15 protein-coding genes are annotated in these 17,180 nt (G+C 35.6%); 10 read left to right on the top strand and 5 right to left on the bottom strand.

The window, feature by feature from the left end:
- The first annotated feature begins 23 nt into the window (after positions 1-23).
- The 4 genes from PZ638_RS12140 to PZ638_RS12125 all read left to right on the top strand — a co-directional run bounded on the left by PZ638_RS12140 (position 24) and on the right by PZ638_RS12125 (position 4,972).
- Complete coding sequence (locus PZ638_RS12140; protein ID WP_094961774.1) at positions 24-1,421, top strand: YcjX family GTP-binding protein; 1,398 nt, start codon at positions 24-26, stop codon at positions 1,419-1,421.
- Positions 1,418-2,473, top strand: coding sequence for a YcjF family protein (locus PZ638_RS12135; RefSeq protein ID WP_094961775.1), 1,056 nt, complete (start codon positions 1,418-1,420; stop codon positions 2,471-2,473). The genes PZ638_RS12140 and PZ638_RS12135 overlap by 4 nt, the downstream gene beginning before the upstream one ends.
- A 239-nt stretch (positions 2,474-2,712) precedes the next feature.
- The gene (gene tyrR, locus PZ638_RS12130) at positions 2,713-4,272 is read left to right on the top strand and encodes a transcriptional regulator TyrR (RefSeq protein WP_144141657.1); all 1,560 of its coding nucleotides are present in this window, start codon (positions 2,713-2,715) and stop codon (positions 4,270-4,272) included.
- Positions 4,273-4,597: 325 nt separating this feature from the next.
- Positions 4,598-4,972 (top strand): ATP-binding protein, encoded by a 375-nt coding sequence (locus tag PZ638_RS12125; protein WP_144141660.1) that lies wholly within the window; start codon positions 4,598-4,600, stop codon positions 4,970-4,972.
- A 79-nt stretch (positions 4,973-5,051) separates the two neighbouring features.
- Here the strand turns inward: PZ638_RS12125 and tpx are convergent, their stop codons facing one another.
- Complete coding sequence (gene tpx / locus PZ638_RS12120; protein WP_004263934.1) at positions 5,052-5,555, bottom strand: thiol peroxidase; 504 nt, start codon at positions 5,553-5,555, stop codon at positions 5,052-5,054.
- 722 nt (positions 5,556-6,277) lie between these two features.
- Here tpx and PZ638_RS12115 point away from each other — a divergent pair.
- Together PZ638_RS12115 and zntB are read left to right on the top strand one after the other, a co-directional pair.
- Entirely contained in the window at positions 6,278-7,900 is a 1,623-nt protein-coding gene (locus tag PZ638_RS12115) for a peptide ABC transporter substrate-binding protein (protein ID WP_144141663.1), read from the top strand.
- 346 nt (positions 7,901-8,246) lie between these two features.
- A complete protein-coding gene (gene zntB / locus PZ638_RS12110) occupies positions 8,247-9,230 on the top strand; it encodes a zinc transporter ZntB (RefSeq protein WP_004263941.1) in 984 nt (327 codons plus the stop codon).
- A 260-nt stretch (positions 9,231-9,490) separates the two neighbouring features.
- Here zntB and ttcA read toward each other — a convergent pair whose 3' ends face one another.
- On the bottom strand, positions 9,491-10,405 hold the full coding sequence (gene ttcA, locus PZ638_RS12105) for a tRNA 2-thiocytidine(32) synthetase TtcA (RefSeq protein ID WP_004263945.1): 915 nt from the start codon (positions 10,403-10,405) through the stop codon (positions 9,491-9,493).
- 1,231 nt (positions 10,406-11,636) lie between these two features.
- Between ttcA and PZ638_RS12100 the strand changes: the two genes are divergently transcribed.
- From PZ638_RS12100 to PZ638_RS12090, 3 genes are all read left to right on the top strand, one after another.
- A complete protein-coding gene (locus PZ638_RS12100) occupies positions 11,637-12,824 on the top strand; it encodes a NupC/NupG family nucleoside CNT transporter (RefSeq protein WP_036958682.1) in 1,188 nt (395 codons plus the stop codon).
- 23 nt (positions 12,825-12,847) lie between these two features.
- On the top strand, positions 12,848-13,771 hold the full coding sequence (locus tag PZ638_RS12095; RefSeq protein ID WP_180311988.1) for a nucleoside hydrolase: 924 nt from the start codon (positions 12,848-12,850) through the stop codon (positions 13,769-13,771).
- Positions 13,772-13,999: 228 nt separating this feature from the next.
- On the top strand, positions 14,000-14,140 hold the full coding sequence (locus PZ638_RS12090; protein ID WP_004263953.1) for a hypothetical protein: 141 nt from the start codon (positions 14,000-14,002) through the stop codon (positions 14,138-14,140).
- 85 nt (positions 14,141-14,225) lie between these two features.
- Here PZ638_RS12090 and catA read toward each other — a convergent pair whose 3' ends face one another.
- The 3 genes from catA to PZ638_RS12075 form a co-directional block, all read right to left on the bottom strand.
- On the bottom strand, positions 14,226-14,867 hold the full coding sequence (gene catA / locus PZ638_RS12085) for a type A chloramphenicol O-acetyltransferase (protein WP_004263956.1): 642 nt from the start codon (positions 14,865-14,867) through the stop codon (positions 14,226-14,228).
- 190 nt (positions 14,868-15,057) lie between these two features.
- Complete coding sequence (locus PZ638_RS12080) at positions 15,058-15,300, bottom strand: helix-turn-helix domain-containing protein (protein ID WP_206278017.1); 243 nt, start codon at positions 15,298-15,300, stop codon at positions 15,058-15,060.
- 324 nt (positions 15,301-15,624) lie between these two features.
- Positions 15,625-16,320 carry an aspartate/glutamate racemase family protein gene (locus PZ638_RS12075; RefSeq protein ID WP_096863984.1) on the bottom strand — a complete coding sequence of 232 codons (696 nt, stop codon included), beginning with the start codon at positions 16,318-16,320 and terminating at the stop codon, positions 15,625-15,627.
- 356 nt (positions 16,321-16,676) lie between these two features.
- Here PZ638_RS12075 and PZ638_RS12070 point away from each other — a divergent pair, with 356 nt between their 5' ends.
- Positions 16,677-17,018, top strand: a complete 342-nt coding sequence (locus PZ638_RS12070) for a hypothetical protein (RefSeq protein ID WP_180311987.1) — start codon at positions 16,677-16,679, stop codon at positions 17,016-17,018.
- Positions 17,019-17,180: the final 162 nt, after the last annotated feature.

Raw genomic sequence — 17,180 nt, 5'->3', positions numbered from 1 at the left:
AAAGGATAAGTCTTGGGAGGAGCATGAAACGACTGCACAGTGAATTAACTGATTTGATGAATAGAAGTGTTGATCGTCATGTTAGGCTCGCAGTAACAGGGCTTAGCCGTAGTGGAAAAACCGCATTTATTACTTCACTGGTGAACCAATTATTGAATGTGAATGCGGGCGCACGGCTCCCTTTATTTTCTGCCGCGCGTGATAAGCGGTTGTTAGGGGTGAAACGGATACCTCACCGTGATTTGTCAGTACCACGCTTTGCGTATGATGAAGGTATTGCATCCCTTTATGGGGAACCACCGCAATGGCCAACACCAACACGGGGTGTCAGTGAAATACGCCTTAAATTGCATTACCGTTCAGAAGACTCTTTTTTGCGCCATTTTGTCGATAACTCATCATTATATTTAGAGATTGTCGATTATCCCGGCGAATGGCTGTTGGATTTACCCATGCTAGATTTAAATTATCTAGCATGGTCTGAACAAATGAACACTTTAATAAAGGGAGAGCGTGCACATTTAGCCCAACCATGGCTGACATTGTGTGAAAAATGTGACCCTTTAGCGCCTGTTGACGAAAATTTGCTGGCTGAAGTTGCTGCTGCCTACACCCAGTATTTAGTTGAATGCAAGGCCCAAGGGCAACATTTTATTCAACCAGGTCGTTTCGTTTTACCGGCTGAATTAACAGGAGCACCCGCACTCCAATTTTTCCCATGGCCAAATGTAGCCAAATATGGTGATAAAAAGCTCGCACAGGCAGGAAAAAACACCAATATTGGCGCATTACAGCAACGCTATCAATATTATTGTGAGCATGTTGTTAAGGGTTTTTATCGTGATTATTTCCAACGTTTTGACCGACAAATTGTTTTAGTTGATTGTTTGCAACCGTTAAATAGCGGTGTTGATGCATTTAATGATATGAGAATGGCGTTAACCCAATTAATGCGTAGTTTTCATTATGGTAAACGCACATTATTGAGGCGTTTATTTTCACCTTGTATTGATAAATTACTCTTTGCGGCGAGCAAGTCAGACCATGTAACACCAGACCAGCATGCAAATTTAGTGGCTTTGTTGCAACAATTAGTGCAAGAGGCATGGCAGCATGCTGCATTTGAAGGGATCAGCATGGATTGTGTTGGTTTAGCATCAATACAAGCAACCGAAAGTGGCCTTGTGGATTATAAAGGTGAAAAATTACCTGCGTTAAAAGGGAATCGGTTAAGTGATGGACAACCGCTAATGTTTTATCCTGGTGAAGTCCCAAAACGGTTGCCAAATGAGCAATTCTGGCAAACTCAAGGTTTTCAATTTGAAGATTTCAGACCAAGGCCAACGCCAATGGATCAACCATTGCCACATATTCGTATGGACAGTGCGCTTGAATTTTTGTTGGGAGATAAACTGAAATGAATGAACCTTTAAAACAGCGTTTAGATTTCGCTGAAAGTAGTGAAAATGATACGAAAGAATCGCTAAAAAAAGCCCAAGTTTTTGATGAACGAGAACTCGAAAAATTCACTCCAGTTTCTTTGGAAGCAGAACAAGATAGCCAAGAGGGTGAGGTTGAAAGCCTGATTAACGAAGCGTTAAAACCAAAACGGAGTTTTTGGAGAAAGTTAGTTGGCGCTGCAGCAGGAATTTTTGGGGTCAGTGTCGTTGCTCAACTGGGCGTTTGGATCCATCAATCATGGGTAACACAAGATTGGACTGCGTTAGGTGTTGCTGCTGCGGGTGGTTTAATCGTTGTGGCGGGTGTAGGGTCAGTCGTTGGTGAATGGCGGCGGTTGTATCGCTTAAGAGAACGAGCAGAGGAACGAGACTTTGCTCGCGAATTATTGCACAGTCATGGAATGGGGCAAGGAAAGGTTTTTTGTGAAAAATTGGCAAAACAATCTGCGTTATCAATGCAACATCCTGCGATTGTTAATTGGCAAGCCACTCTCCATGATTCTCATAATGATAGAGAAGTTGTTGAATTATATAGTCGAATGGTTCAGCCCATTCTTGATGAACAAGCTCGTAAAGAAATTAGTCGTTGTTCCGCTGAATCGGCCATTATGATTGCAGTGAGCCCGTTAGCACTGGTGGATATGGCATTTATTGCTTGGCGAAATATTCGTCTAATTAATCGGATCGCGGCAATCTATGGTATTGAACTCGGTTATTACAGCCGAATTCGGCTATTTCGTATGGTGCTCATTAATATTGCCTTTGCAGGTGCATCTGAATTAATTCGTGAAGTGGGGATGGATTGGTTATCTCAAGATATTACCGCACGGTTATCAACACGTGCAGCACAAGGTATTGGTGCGGGTTTGTTAACTGCACGTTTAGGTATTAAGGCGATGGAATTATGCCGACCACTGCCTTGGATTGAAAACAAGCCTCGTTTAGCCGATTTTCGTCATCAGCTAATTGGCCAATTAAAGAATGTTATTCCCAGTAAAAAAGATAAAGCGTAAAGAAATATCGCTGGCAGAGTGAGTTGACAGTTTTCACTCACTCAGCAGCATCATTTGTTGATTAATATGCTTATTGTTATTTCAAGCCTTAAAAAATTAAGGAAAGCAGTGATTTTATTTGTTAATACCTATGAAGCTTACAAGCTGTCAACAATTTGTGACACAAACACTGTATTCCCTTAATGTTTAAGGCTAAAATACCTTTATTCTCTCGGCTTTTTTGATGAAGGTTCCTATCCATGCGCCTCGAAGTGACCTGCCAAGACCGTATCGGTTTAACGCGTGAATTACTTGATCTTTTAGTCCTACAAAATATTGATTTAAAAGGTATTGAAATATCTCCTCAACGTAGGATTTACCTAAATTTTACACCTGTGGATTTTCAGGTATTCAGCACATTGATGGCAGAAATACGGCGTATCAATGGTGTTATTGATGTTCGCCGAATTTATTTTATGCCTTCAGAAAGAGAGCATAAAGCTGTTTGGGCGCTATTAAACTCATTTCCAGAACCTGTTTTGTCCATTGATAATAAGCTAAATATTGAGTTGGTTAACCCAATGACATTGCAATTATTTGGTTATGATGAGGCAAAAATTCGAGAAAAAACCTTTTCTCAGTTAGTCGGTAGCCAAGGGCTGGTACGTTGGTTTGAACGAGAGTCACCAGAAGCTTATACAGAGAAAGTCGTCATTAAAGGCCAAGACTATTTGATGCAAGTGACTCCTATTATTTTGGCAGATGAAAATGGTAAACTCCATTGCACTGGAGCTGTGTTGCTGTTGAAATCGGCTGAAATTTTAGATAAGCAACGTAAACAAGTTATTGAGGTAGATGGCAGTGGTTTTGAACAAATTATTGCTGTTAGCCCTGTCATGGCAAATGTGGTTGAACGGGCTAAACGTGTTGCGATGCTGGATGAGCCATTATTACTCGTTGGTGAAACAGGGACTGGGAAGGATATCTTAGCGAAAGCTTGTCATTTGCATAGTGCGCGAGGAAAAGAACCGTTTTTAGGTTTAAATTGTGCTTCGATGCCGGATGATGTCGTAGAAAGTGAATTATTTGGTTATGCAGCAGGGGCGTATCCAAATGCAGTTGAAGGTAAAAAAGGTTTTTTTGAACAAGCAAATGGCGGAACAGTATTGCTTGATGAAATTGCTGAAATGTCACCTCAAATGCAAATTAAGTTATTACGTTTTTTAAATGATGGAACATTTAGGCGTGTTGGCGAGGAACGAGAAGTTAAGGTTAATGTCCGTGTAATTTGTGCAACACAGAAAAATCTACCTGAATTGGTGGCAGAAAAAAAATTCAGAGAGGACCTTTATTATCGTTTAAATGTACTCACATTAACCATCCCTCCATTACGTGAACGTAAAGAAGATATTCTACCGCTAACCAAGACATTTGTAGCCAGTTTTTCCAAAGAGCTTCATATTGCAGAGCCTAAATTGGCGCCTTCGCTAATCGAATTTTTAAGCAGTTATTATTGGCCGGGTAATGTAAGGCAACTGAGAAATGCCCTTTATCAAGGGTTAACTCAACTTAATGGCAATATATTGGAAGCAGAGAATATCCAATTACCTGATGTAGTAAATCCTCCCGCACTGGCTTTAGATTCGCTCAATGGTTCGCTAGATGAAATTACTAAACGCTATGAAGCGTCAGTATTAGCGCGCTTGTATCGTGATTACCCGAGCACCCGTAAATTAGCTAAACGCTTGGATATTTCTCATACGGCAATTGCCAATAAATTAAGAGAATATGGTCTCAATACGAAAAAAGAGCAAAACTAATTTAAATGAACAAAAGAATAACCTATGTGTTAACAGCAATAGGTTTGTTTTTGAGTGGTTCTGGCATTGCAACGGCAATACCGACCCACGGTTTGAATAAGTATTGCCGAGATGCTGTAGTACGAACAGTCGGTAAAATCTATGAGAATAGGGCACTAATTCAATGTTATTTTAAAGACGTACCTTTTTTAGCTCGTGTTTAGTATGGCAAAACCTTACTAATACTATTGCTAATTGGTGAATTTTCCTGCTATATAACAAAGACAGCTACTGTTTTAGGGTATCGTAATCTCATCTGATGGGTTTCAGCCTACAAGGAGTTGCCATGGACCAATTCACTATTAATTTCATTGTAAATCGTAAGCTACGCGAATACATGAGCCAGAGTCATTATAAAAATGATATGTTTGAGTCTGCTGCCTCAGCTGCCGAACTTTATCTGATGAATAAAGCCGCAGTAAAATATTTAACGAAGAAAAATCGTTTCACGTGGGAGGCATTGGTGAAAAATGGTTATAAGCCTCGAGACCTTATTATTGATATTTTGACATCTTGTTGCCCTGTCACTCAGGATCAAGCCTTAAAAGTATTGAGTACGCTTTCTCATACTTTGATCTCTATAATGAGTGGCAATAAGCTATTTGCGAATGTTGTTAATGCGAAGAACCACCAGCCATTGTACTGGGCTCACGTAGATTAGTGTGGTTTTTATATTAAGTAATGAAGCGGGAAATTCCCGCTTCATTATTAATTACAGTGAGTTAAATGATATAAAAAGCTTATTTAAGGCTGTTTAATGCACTGTCGTAATCAGGTTCTTCAGTAGTTTCAGAAACTAATTGGCTATAAATAACGTTATTATTTTCATCTAAGACAACAACGGAACGTGCATTTAAGCCTTTTAATGGACCACTAGCGATAGCAACACCATAGTCATTAGCAAATGAATCACTACGGAAAGAAGATAGCATAACGACATTATCTAAACCTTCTGCACCACAAAAACGTGCTTGTGCGAAAGGCAGGTCAGCAGAAATGCATAACACAACCGTGTTGTCCAACTCGTTTGCGAGCTTATTAAATTTGCGAACTGATGCCGCGCATACGCCAGTGTCTACACTTGGAAAAATATTTAAAACTTTTCTTTTACCTTCATAAGTTTCCAGCGTTGCTTCGCTGAGATCTTTGGTGACAAGGGTAAGGGGCTTAGCTTTTGAACCTGCTTGTAAAAAAACACCATTAACTGTGATGTCATTACCTTTTAATTTAACTGTTTGCGACATGAATTTTTCTCCCGTTCATAAAGTGATTCACTGTTAACTTAATCTAACTTCTAATAAAAAATCTTTGCGATTAAAGGTTTTTTAATGAGTAGTTATACAGTGCTGAGTTTTACATTCTACTAATGACCAAATTTTATACAGAAACCTTATCACTTACTTTGAGTTCTACATGGGGCAAAGTAAGGTAATATTACATACTTTTTATTAGGGTATGGTGCATTATCATTATATAACAGCTAAGCTTTTTCAATGCTTGCGTTTTCTGTTATGCACCTTTTTAAATTGCCTTATGGAGTGTAACAAAAGGAAATCTGTCTGTATTGATTTCTTTAGTCATTATTTACTGATCAGAAAAATGACAAGGATATGGGCATAGCTATTATTGTATAATGCGAGTATTAGTTTATGTATATTTAGATAGGTAAATCAATTGGTTACAAGAGAAATGTAGATTTCTGAAATATGAAAGCATATGATAAATTAAGATAAACTACAGAATAACTCAAGTGTATCGCTGTTTGATATTATCTAAACTGAGTGAGTTTTTGCTCTATAATCTATTATTTTTTATGGATATACGGAAATATGTTTCAATAATTAATTTACCTAAATGAAACTTAAGACGTAAATGCAGTAATATTGCTAACAATAGCACCTTCACTTGAAATCATTTAACTAGGCTTTTAGTTAACTTTATTTATACTAACAAGATAGAAAATAAAATGCATAAACATTCATTCACATCTTTAGCTGTTTTGATTTCTTCAGTTATTTTTACTACACAAGCTATTAGTGCGGTGATACCCACTGGCACAGTTTTAGCTGAAAACCAAGAAGTTACGCGTCATTTAAAAGACGAGCCGGCTTCTTTGGACCCGGTAAAGTCAGTGGGGTTAACGGAAGCGCAAGTCATGCGTGACTTATTTGAAGGGCTTGTTAACCAGGATGACCATGGAAAACCTATCCCAGGTGTAGCCCAAAATTGGAATACAACAGATAACCGGATTTGGACATTTACACTGAGGACTGATGCTCGTTGGTCGAATGGTGACCCTGTCACGGCTCAAGATTTTGTTTATAGCTGGCAACGACTGGTTTCACCGGTAACATCATCACCATTTGCTTGGTTTGCAGCATTAGCAGGTATTAACAATGCGCAAGCTATTATTGATGGAAAACTGCCTGTTGAACAGCTAGGTGTTGAAGCGGTTGATGCGCATACATTAAAGATTACTTTAAATAAACCAGTACCTTATTTCCCTTCATTAGCAGCTAATTTTAGTTTATTTCCTGTTCACCAAGGAACCGTTGAAAAGTTTGGTAATGACTGGATAAAAGTAGGTAATTTAGTCGGAAATGGCGCTTTTGTTTTATCTGACAGAGTGGTTAATGAAAAAATTGTTTTAGTTCCAAACAAAAATTATTGGGATCATCAAAATACAGTGATAACTAAAGTCACTTTTGTCCCGATTAACCAAGAGTCTCATGCAACTAATCGTTATTTAGCGGGAGACTTGGATATTACCGAATCATTTCCAAAACAACGCTATCAAAAATTATTGAAAGATATTCCTAATGAAGTCTTTACACCAGACCAATTAGGGACCTATTACTATGCATTTAATACCCAACGCGCACCGACGGATGACGTTCGTGTTAGAAAAGCCTTATCCATGGCGATTGACCGCCAGTTAATTGCTAATAAAGTATTAGGTACAGGGGAAAAACCTGCAAATTATTTTACTCCCGATGTCACCGATGGCTTTAAACCTGAAAAAGGGCTTTACAATAGCTACTCACAAAAAGAATTAGACCAGCAAGCAAAAGTGTTATTACAGCAAGCAGGTTTTGGTCCAAATCACCCGTTAGAATTAACATTGTTGTACAACAGTTCAGAAAATCATCAGAAAATTGCGATTGCAATTGCTTCTATGTGGAAGAAAAAATTAGGCGCTGAAGTCAAATTAGTAAATCAAGAATGGAAAACTTATATAGATAGCCGCAATACAGGAAATTTTGATGTTATACGTGCATCATGGATAGGTGATTTTAATGAGCCTTCAACATTCTTGTCTCTGCTTACATCTCAACATACTGGCAATATACCAAAATTTAATAACCCTGCATATGATAGCGTTATTGAGTCGGTGAGTATTGAAACGAATGCACAATTACGCAACCGTTATTATAATAATGCGGAAGCAATCATTGCAAAAGAAGCTCCAATCGCGCCTATTTACCAATATACCAATGCACGCTTAATTAAGCCTTGGCTGAAGGGGTACCCGATAAACAACCCCGAAGATGTCGCTTATAGCCACAGTTTTTATATCATTAAACATTAAAATAGGATACAGCCTGTGCAAGGTACGGGCTGCTTTTTCTAAAGGAAAGAAAAAAAGCTCCTTCCTCTGGAGAATGGGAAGGAGGACCAAAAAAGGAATAAACACTACCTTTTCATAATAAAAAAATCATCATGAACTTTATTGCTCGTTTGTGTCAATTATGTAGTGTTATTTAGCAAAAATGGCGATATTTTGTGATTTATGGGAAATTGTCTGTTTTTATGAGATATTAATCTCAATCTTTTTTTTGTTATTTTATGTATCGTGAGAACGATTCTTGAAATAATGACAAATATGTCACTATTCGACTAAAAATACCGTATTGATTATAAAAGGGAGATATTGCATGGGACTGATTTATGGTTCTTTATTCCAAAATTCAAATCCTGTACATGCATTTCAGTTAAATGGAGACGGTGGGTTACTTCCTATCGACGTGAATGCTAGCGCAAACCAGCAATCACCGTTTTGGCTTCATTATGATTATAAGGACCCACAAAGTTTTAATTGGATTCAGCAATCAGATCTCTTTAATGACCAAGTTAAGTCTGCTTTATCTGGGCATTCAGGACGTTGGCGATTGATTCGTGTTGGCGATGGTATTTTATTAACATTGCAAACATTAAATACCAATGCTGGCCAGCGGCCTGAGCAATTAGTTGCGTTTAGGGTATTTATTAATAATCGGATAATTATTTCTAGTCGTCATCGAAAAGTAAATTCCTTAGATTCTATTATTGATGATTTAAAGCAGGGAGTCGGGGCCCAAAGTACAGGTGACTGGTTAGTTGAGGTTGCTGATTCTATTACAGATGAAATAAGTGATTTTACGGATTCTTTGCATGAGCGTTTAATTGATATGGAAGATTTCATATTAAATAGCCAAATTCCTGAGAGAGGGGAATTAGCATTACTTCGTAAACAAATTATTGTGATACGCCGTTATATGGCTCCACAGCGAGATATGTTTTCCCGTTTAACAACAGAAAAATTGCTTTGGTTAGATGAAACCAATCGTCGTCGAATTCAAGAGATTTCTGACCGATTAGGACGTTGTATTGAAGATCTCGATGGTTTTATTGCACGTACAGCGATTATTTCTGACGAGATAACGAATATGATGACTGAGATGATGAATCGGCGCATTTATACAATGTCATTAATGGCCATGATATTCCTACCAACAACTTTTTTAACGGGGCTGTTTGGTGTGAATTTAGGCGGGATCCCTGGTAATGAGTTCCGTTTTGCCTTTAGTGTATTTTGTGTTTTATTAGCCGTTTTAATTGGAACCGTTTTGTGGTGGTTAAGAAAAAGCCGATGGCTCTAATATTGATGACTTATTTGCGATAACCGGACCTAGTTTGAGATAAATCAATAAAACTACTGAGGTTTTAGTGCAGTATTAGTCCTGCAGGTGAATGCAACGTTGAGCGATGAACGTTGTGCTCCATAATTGTAGTTTTTCTCATATTGAGTTCTTATACAGAATAATTGACCACTGTAATGCCGATGTATTTTACATCGGCTTTTTTTTGCATCTAATCCGAGCAAAAATAACCTCCATACGAGGAGGTTATCAATAAATGTTTATTTAACTTCAATAATATCAAGGCGTTCTGCTGTAAAGTCGGGCTTATCATCTTCATCTATAAAAGGTTGAAGCGGTAGCTCCTCTTTGTCAAACGCAAGATCTCCGCCATTGATAACTTCATCTCCATGAGAAATATTTTTGAAGTCAAATAATTCGGTATCACATAAATGAGACGGTACAATATTTTGAGTAGCACGGAACATTGTTTCGATACGGCCGGGATAGCGCTTATCCCAATCACGTAGCATCTCTTTAATAACTTGACGTTGCAGGTTTGGTTGAGAACCACATAGGTTACATGGAATAATTGGAAAATCTTTAGCCTGCGCAAAGCGTTCTATATCTTTTTCTCGACAGTAAGCGAGCGGGCGAATGACAATGTGTTTTCCGTCATCACTCATCAATTTAGGGGGCATACCTTTTAACTTTCCACCGTAAAACATATTCAAGAACATAGTCTGTAAAATATCATCACGGTGGTGACCAAGAGCAATTTTAGTTGCTCCTAATTCAGTAGCCGTACGATACAAAATTCCACGACGTAAACGCGAGCACAGTGAACAGGTTGTTTTCCCTTCAGGAATTTTTTCTTTTACGATCCCATAGGTATTTTCTTCAACAATTTTGTACTCTACACCAAGTTTATCAAGGTATGCAGGTAAGATATGCTCAGGGAACCCGGGTTGCTTTTGATCTAAATTAACCGCAATTAATGAGAACTGGATTGGGGCACTTTTTTGCAAGCTTTGCAGGATGGAAAGTAGTGTGTAACTATCTTTACCTCCAGATAAGCAAACCATTATCCGGTCACCGTCTTCAATCATATTAAAGTCAGCGATTGCTTGGCCAACATCGCGGCGAATTCTTTTTTGCAACTTATTTAAGTTGTACTGTTCTTTATTGGTCGTCATTCTATAGGTTCTGCTACTGGGGTTTATGTTGCTGATGGATAATTGTACATTTGGTTTTTAAATTATTATTGTTTTATGCTTAAAGCCTAATCAGCGAGAGTTATAAAAAGAGGCTCATGATAGCAGAACATGAGGGAAGAGTGATACCAGTTCGATAAAATAGGTGAAAATTGGTGTCCATCCTACTTTAATAGAGACACACAAACTTAGAGTTTTCTAACTGTTGACGATATGCCTCCGGTGGAAGCTGATTTAAACTTTCAAGTGCTCTGATGATATTTTAGCCTGCAATGATGTATCAACCAAAATGCGCTAAGCATTCGTGTGTTTCTTCATTAATAATATTGAGTGTTTTAACGTATTTACTGCAATATAAATTTTCGTGCATGAAACCTAATGCCCCTTGAGTATTTGAGCTTTTTCATGATGACATCTGCAAATTTTAGGTCAGAAAATCTAATTATAGCTGCCTTATTCAGATGTGAGTTAACAATACTATTGTTTTTATGCCTAGATACAGAACCAATAAATTTTTCAATTATTACTTTCCATTTTTTGGGGACTAAAGTATCTATTTTTGAGCTAAAATAATATAGCTGTATTGAGTTTTTCTTATTCTTATTTAGTATAAGCAAGGTAAATAAGTAATAAATATTTATCCCACTAGCTATTTTATATTTTTAGTAGTCACTAGAAATTTTAGTAACTTAATAAATTGTTAATCACGGTAAGAATTATATGGGCATTATAAAGCCTATGTTTATAATATTTAGATAGAACATATTCTTCTATTTAAACTTAGCAAGTTTTCCAGTGCAGTGGTAAAGAGAGCGAGATAGAGTGAATGTATAATTGCAGAATCATTAGAATTTAACGCTTAATAACAATAAGATATTGAAAAAAATTATAAGGTAACTAACGCTCTGAGTTATTTGTGAAAAGAAAAAGCTTTATTTTAAGTATGGCTTACAAGTGCGACATGATTCACATTTTAAGAATTATGTGTTTAAAAATACAAACTAGGAGAGTTTATTTGAATTATTATGTTCCTGAGTGTTTGGCGCTTGAACTATAAATATAATTATAAATTGAATGTAAATGCTTAAAATCGTACCTTTAAGCAAGGTCATATATATTGATATTAAAAATTATTTTTTTGCTTTTAATTAGTGGGTTAAGGAGACATTAAATCAACTAATCATAATTAAAATCTATTAACATGGTGATATTTATGAAATACCTTATATTCTTTTTTAGTCTAATATTTGTTTTTCTTATAGCATATTTGCTTAGTTTTAGTAAAAAAAATATAAAACATAAACTTCCATCTATACTAACATTGTTAACATTGGAGATTATTGTCGCGTCTACCATGCTAAATACTACCATTGGGCTTACTACTCTTGACGGTATAGCATCAGGTATTCATTATATAATTAATTATGCTAATAAGGGGATTGATTTTGTTTTTGGAGATATAAGCAGTAAAACTTCTATGGTTTTTGTTGTTGTAGCTCTTTTACCTTTGATTTTTATTTGCTCTATAATTGGAATATTTAAATATATCGGTGCGCTAGATTTAATTATTAATACTATAGGCTTTCTAATTAACAAAATATCTAAAGTTGGAAAATTAGAGTCTTTTGCCGCTATTAGCGCTGTGATAGTCGGAATGATGCCTGCTTATGTATCAATTAAAGATTACATTCCAAGGCTATCTAAAGCACAGATGTATACTATTGCTGCATGTACTATCTCAACAGTAGATATCGCATTGCTAGGCGCATATACACAAATGGTTGAGCCACGCTATGTTTTTATTGGTGTTAGTCTCAATTTTTTTAGTACTTTTATTATTGTTTCTATTATTAATCCAAGTGAACCCACAAATATCACAACTTGTCCTTTGGGGGCAAATAAAGGTGAAAGGGGCTCATTTTTTGAGGTATTGACAGATCACATGCAGGATGCCTTTAAGCTTATTCTTGCAATTGTTCCCATAATTATCGGTTTTGTCGCCTTAATTAGTATGCTGAATGATGTTTTTTTAAATATTTTAGGAATTAGTTTTCAAGGAATTCTTGGTTATATTTTTTCACCTTTAGCTTTCATTTTGGGTAGTTCATGGGATGAAAGTGTTACTTTTGGAACAATTATTGCGACTAAAATTTTATCGAATGAGTTTGTTGCTATGATTGACTATATGAAATTAACAAGCATTACACCACGAACGGATGCAATTATGTCCGTATTTTTAATATCATTTGCAAATTTTGGCTCTATCGGAATGATTATCGGTTGCGTTACAAGTATAAGCCGAGAACATGGAAAAATGATCGCATCAAATAGTTTTAGATTGATTGTTGGCTCAACTTTAGTCAGTTGTTTATCAGCGACTATTGTTGGTATTTTTGTATAACATATAAATCAAGGAGTAATAGAATGAACAAAATAATAATTGATTGTGATCCTGGTGTAGATGATGCTGTGGCCATTTTTTTAGCCTTAGCTTCTCCAGAAATAGAATTAATAGGCATAACCACAGTTGCAGGTAATGTAGAATTAGAAAAGGTTCACAATAATGCACGACAATTACTTGCGTTAGCAAATAGGCAGGATATTCCTCTAGCAAAAGGTTGTGAGCGTCCACTAATGTCCAAAAGTGGGAGTAAAACTCATGTTCATGGTACTGATGGTCTAGCTGGAGTATTGCTTCCCGCATCAGATTATCCAAATTATTCTGGTCACGCCGTAGATTTTATTATTGATACGGTAATGTCAAACCCAGGTGAAATAACATTATGCACAATAGCATCTCTTACTAATATAGCCGTCGCTATCATCAAAGAACCAAAATTAGTTGATAATGTAAAAGACATTGTAGTCATGGGCGGAGCTGCATTTACACAGGGGAATATAACGCCAGCTGCTGAGTTTAATTTTTATGTAGATCCTCATGCTGCTCATATCGTTTTTGATAGTGCACGCCATATTACTATGCTTGGTTTGGATGTAACAAGTAAGGCTGATATAAGGGCTGGTTTGTGTAGTCCTTTGGAAAAAGGTGGCCTTATCGCTCAGACTGTTGCAGAAATGTGTCGAAGATATGCAGAGTTTGACCCATTTCTCCATGATCCCTGCGTTATTGCATACCTCATTCAACCTGAAATTTTTTCAGGTATTGACGGTTCAATTACTATCGAATATGAGTCTAATAAATTATTCGGTCATAGTTTTGCTTACACATCTACCTCCATTAATCATGACCCAAAAGCTAAGTATAATGAAGCTAAATGCAAAATTATTACTGACGTTGATACATCGAAATTAATATCTTTAATTACAGAACGTATTATAAATCTTTGAGGTAAAGAGTACCAACTAGAGCCTCGGTTGATAATTATTTAATATAATGGAGCTTACCATAGGTAATGGCCCAGTTTTTTAAGTTATGATTATTCTATGCTTAAATTTTAATCAGTGAGATTTATCAAAAGATGAAAATCTGTTAGGGGATAGTGTCTTCGCTATAGCCTTTATCTTATTGTATAAGCGCCAATGAGAACTTAATGTATAGAAAAATATGGAGGAAACATGCCTGCAACTGATCCTATTGAATTGATTTTTTCTTTACTCGCCAACACCATTAAAATGGTGATTACTCCAACGGAATATCTTATTCAAAGTGACGCTATTGGGGATGCCATTTACATAAGCTTATTATTTTTGAATTAAAGATGATGAGAGTATCCATTTAACGAGGTTAATTTCCTATAAATGAAGGAAGGCTAGCTTCCTTCATGACTGAGAGTAATCTAGGCTAATGGGTTAATTCGTCACATAGCTTTTGTAAAGTAGTTAAAAACTGACCTACATGGAAGCCATCACAAACTGCATGATGCACTTGTACAGCTAGAGGAAGCCACATTTTATTATTCTCACTATAGTATTTTCCCAAAGTGAAAATCGGGGTAAAAACATTAGTAATATCTGCAATATTTAGATTAAAACTGTCGAATGAAACCCAAGGCAAAGATGACACATAGAAGACATTTTCAACTTGCTGTGGTTGAGGGTGCAAATCGAGATTATCTTTATGCAACGTTAATTGCTGGTGGTAGTTCTCCATAAATGTTGTTATTTCTGAAGAATACTTGCACCATAATGAAGAAAAAGTTTCGGTATCTTTGTGGAAGATAGTAAAACTAGGGTGCACTTCATCCCATAAAATTAGTTCATCATTTTTTTTTGCAAACCTAAATTCTTTATAGGTATTAACTACCCGTGATAATAAATAAATCACTGATGGATAAAATTCATAACCATTTGAATCTATATATCTTTTTAGGTTTGTGATATCTATCTTAGTTGTTAAACTAAACCCACAATTTATGGTTTTTTCGTAAATATTGTAATGTTCTCTACGTAACCATGTCTCTATATTAAATTTAGTATAATTCATAATTTTCCCTTCTAATAAGTTAATGTTACTGATATTAGAAGGGAGGTTTCTCCGCTTTTGATTGGCTCATAGTGATTTCTTATCTCGTGTTGAAGTTATGTTTGTATGTTATCTAGCTTATTTTTGCTTGTCGAGGCCTATACCTTACTCTTTCAATGTAAAGCACAATTTGCACGATAGTGAAATATACTTATGTACATGGTTGTGCGTTGACGTAGGTTTCAAATAATGTTTTAACATCTACATTCAATGTGTTAGATATTACCATAAGATGTTCAATGAATATGGAAAGGCTCCCATCTTCATATTTTATGTATGACTTTTCAGAGATAGATATTAATTCTGCCATTTTTTTTGTCGTAATTTGATGCTCTATACGTTTTTGTTTAATAAATTTGCCCAACACGGCATTACCAACATTATTTTTATTCATAGTGATCCATTGTCAATTCGATAATAAATTTTTTTATTATCTTAGAAGAAAATTAATATTCAATGGGTAATAATCTGTAAATTTAAGATAGATGAACTAAGGTGAATAAGTATAAATGATATTTATAAGATTAGCTCAGGTATAATTAACAACAGGGAAAGATATTATTATACATTATGATCTAAAGATGAAGTTTAATGGGTGCAAAATTCTTTTTAATAGTATTAAATGAAATTTTGCACTAGATAATATGTTAATTTTGATACTATTCTTTAACAATGACTATATTTAACAATAGTTACTAAAGAAAGGATTTAATGTTGGTTAAACAGATAGTGCGACTTCTACTGTTTTTTGAGCATGAATGGCAGTAGTATCAAATATTCCTACGGTCGTATCATTCTGATTAACTAGTAATGTTATCTCGGTACAGCCTAAAATAATACCTTCAGCCCCGTTTTCTACAAGGGATGCCATTATACGCTGATATTCTTTTTTAGATTTGTCATTTATTATCCCTAAACATAGTTCATTATAGATAATATTATGAACTATTTTCCTATCTTGCTGGTTAGGTATTAGTACATCCACGTTAAATTTTTCAATTAATCTTTGCTTATAGAAGGGTTGCTCCATAGTAAAAGCGGTACCTAGGAGTCCAATTTTTTTTATACCTGATTGTATAATGCGTTCACCCGTCGCATCAGCAATATGTAATAAAGGAAGACCTGTTTGAGATTCAATTTGTGGTGCAACTTTATGCATGGTATTTGTGCAAAGAACAAGGAAATCAGCACCTGCAAGCTTTAAACTCTCTCCTGCATCAGCTAAACACTGGCCGGCTAAATCCCATCGCCCGCTAGATTGATATTGTTCTATTTCAGAAAAATCAACGCTATATAAAACAATTTTAGCCGAATGCAGGCCACCTAGTTGTTGTTTGATACCTTCGTTAAGCTGTTGATAGTAAAGTAACGTTGATTCCCAACTCATGCCGCCAATAAGGCCTATTGTTTTCATTTTTTAGTTCCTATTATTGTAATGTTTTCCTTACTATACTGATAGTTTCTAAAAGAACACAATAGTATGAGAAAAATTTTCTAGATGATTAAAAGTAAAAAACAGTTGTAATATTAAACACAACTTAACATTACTTTTTGAAGGGTTTTTATATTTAACATATTTTAAATTAAAAAAGGATAAATATAAGAACATTTACGTTTTAAAGATGGATTTTAATTGATATCTGGTTATCATCGTAAAAAATATTTTTTCTAAAAAGTTGGTCATATATGGCGAGAATAAAAATGAATTTTTTCAAAGTAATCATTGCGATACTCATTTTTGGTGCTGCATTTTTGTTAGGAGCACTATATATGAAACCAACTCAATTAAGTTTAGTTGAGCAAGTGAAAAAGAATGTTTATGACGTTCTAGCGTACCCACAAGCAGCAAAGTTTAGAAATATTGAATATCATTTTTCTCGTTACACTGCAGATAATGGTAAGGTAGGTTATGTTTGTGGGGAGGTTTATCGATATAAAAATGATAAGCCTGACGGATTTAAGCGTTTTATTGTTAAAGCTTATACTAATGATGAAGGTCGCATGGATATTTCAATTCCATTTATTGATGGAGGACATGAAATATTATTGCCTGAACAGGTTAACCAAATTTGGAATGATAAATGCTCAAGTCCTGCCTCACCACTTGAGTAGGGAACGACGTATGCTAATATTTTTAACGCACTATAATTTGATTATTTTATGAAGAGCTGTAACCAGCAAAATGATAACTGATAGAAATTAATAAATAAAACTGGATTATATATTGGTGATTTAGTGCTATACTAAAAGAGTTACATTTTGTTTTGTCATTTT

It is taken from the genome of Providencia hangzhouensis, assembly GCF_029193595.2.
Lineage (GTDB): Bacteria > Pseudomonadota > Gammaproteobacteria > Enterobacterales > Enterobacteriaceae > Providencia > Providencia hangzhouensis.
Note: the sequence above shows the minus strand (reverse complement) of the source record. Positions and strands in the feature narration are given on the sequence as shown.

What these genes read in the sequence shown, in the direction of transcription:
- tpx (WP_004263934.1), bottom strand. Translation starts at nt 5,555, where the DNA reads ATGTCGCAAACAGTTAAATTAAAAGGTAATGACATCACAGTTAATGGT.
- tyrR (WP_144141657.1), top strand. Translation starts at nt 2,713, where the DNA reads ATGCGCCTCGAAGTGACCTGCCAAGACCGTATCGGTTTAACGCGTGAA.
- PZ638_RS12125 (WP_144141660.1), top strand. Translation starts at nt 4,598, where the DNA reads ATGGACCAATTCACTATTAATTTCATTGTAAATCGTAAGCTACGCGAA.
- PZ638_RS12140 (WP_094961774.1), top strand. Translation starts at nt 24, where the DNA reads ATGAAACGACTGCACAGTGAATTAACTGATTTGATGAATAGAAGTGTT.
- PZ638_RS12095 (WP_180311988.1), top strand. Translation starts at nt 12,848, where the DNA reads ATGAACAAAATAATAATTGATTGTGATCCTGGTGTAGATGATGCTGTG.
- PZ638_RS12090 (WP_004263953.1), top strand. Translation starts at nt 14,000, where the DNA reads ATGCCTGCAACTGATCCTATTGAATTGATTTTTTCTTTACTCGCCAAC.
- catA (WP_004263956.1), bottom strand. Translation starts at nt 14,867, where the DNA reads ATGAATTATACTAAATTTAATATAGAGACATGGTTACGTAGAGAACAT.
- PZ638_RS12115 (WP_144141663.1), top strand. Translation starts at nt 6,278, where the DNA reads ATGCATAAACATTCATTCACATCTTTAGCTGTTTTGATTTCTTCAGTT.
- PZ638_RS12070 (WP_180311987.1), top strand. Translation starts at nt 16,677, where the DNA reads ATGAAACCAACTCAATTAAGTTTAGTTGAGCAAGTGAAAAAGAATGTT.
- ttcA (WP_004263945.1), bottom strand. Translation starts at nt 10,405, where the DNA reads ATGACGACCAATAAAGAACAGTACAACTTAAATAAGTTGCAAAAAAGA.
- PZ638_RS12080 (WP_206278017.1), bottom strand. Translation starts at nt 15,300, where the DNA reads ATGAATAAAAATAATGTTGGTAATGCCGTGTTGGGCAAATTTATTAAA.
- PZ638_RS12135 (WP_094961775.1), top strand. Translation starts at nt 1,418, where the DNA reads ATGAATGAACCTTTAAAACAGCGTTTAGATTTCGCTGAAAGTAGTGAA.
- PZ638_RS12100 (WP_036958682.1), top strand. Translation starts at nt 11,637, where the DNA reads ATGAAATACCTTATATTCTTTTTTAGTCTAATATTTGTTTTTCTTATA.
- zntB (WP_004263941.1), top strand. Translation starts at nt 8,247, where the DNA reads ATGGGACTGATTTATGGTTCTTTATTCCAAAATTCAAATCCTGTACAT.
- PZ638_RS12075 (WP_096863984.1), bottom strand. Translation starts at nt 16,320, where the DNA reads ATGAAAACAATAGGCCTTATTGGCGGCATGAGTTGGGAATCAACGTTA.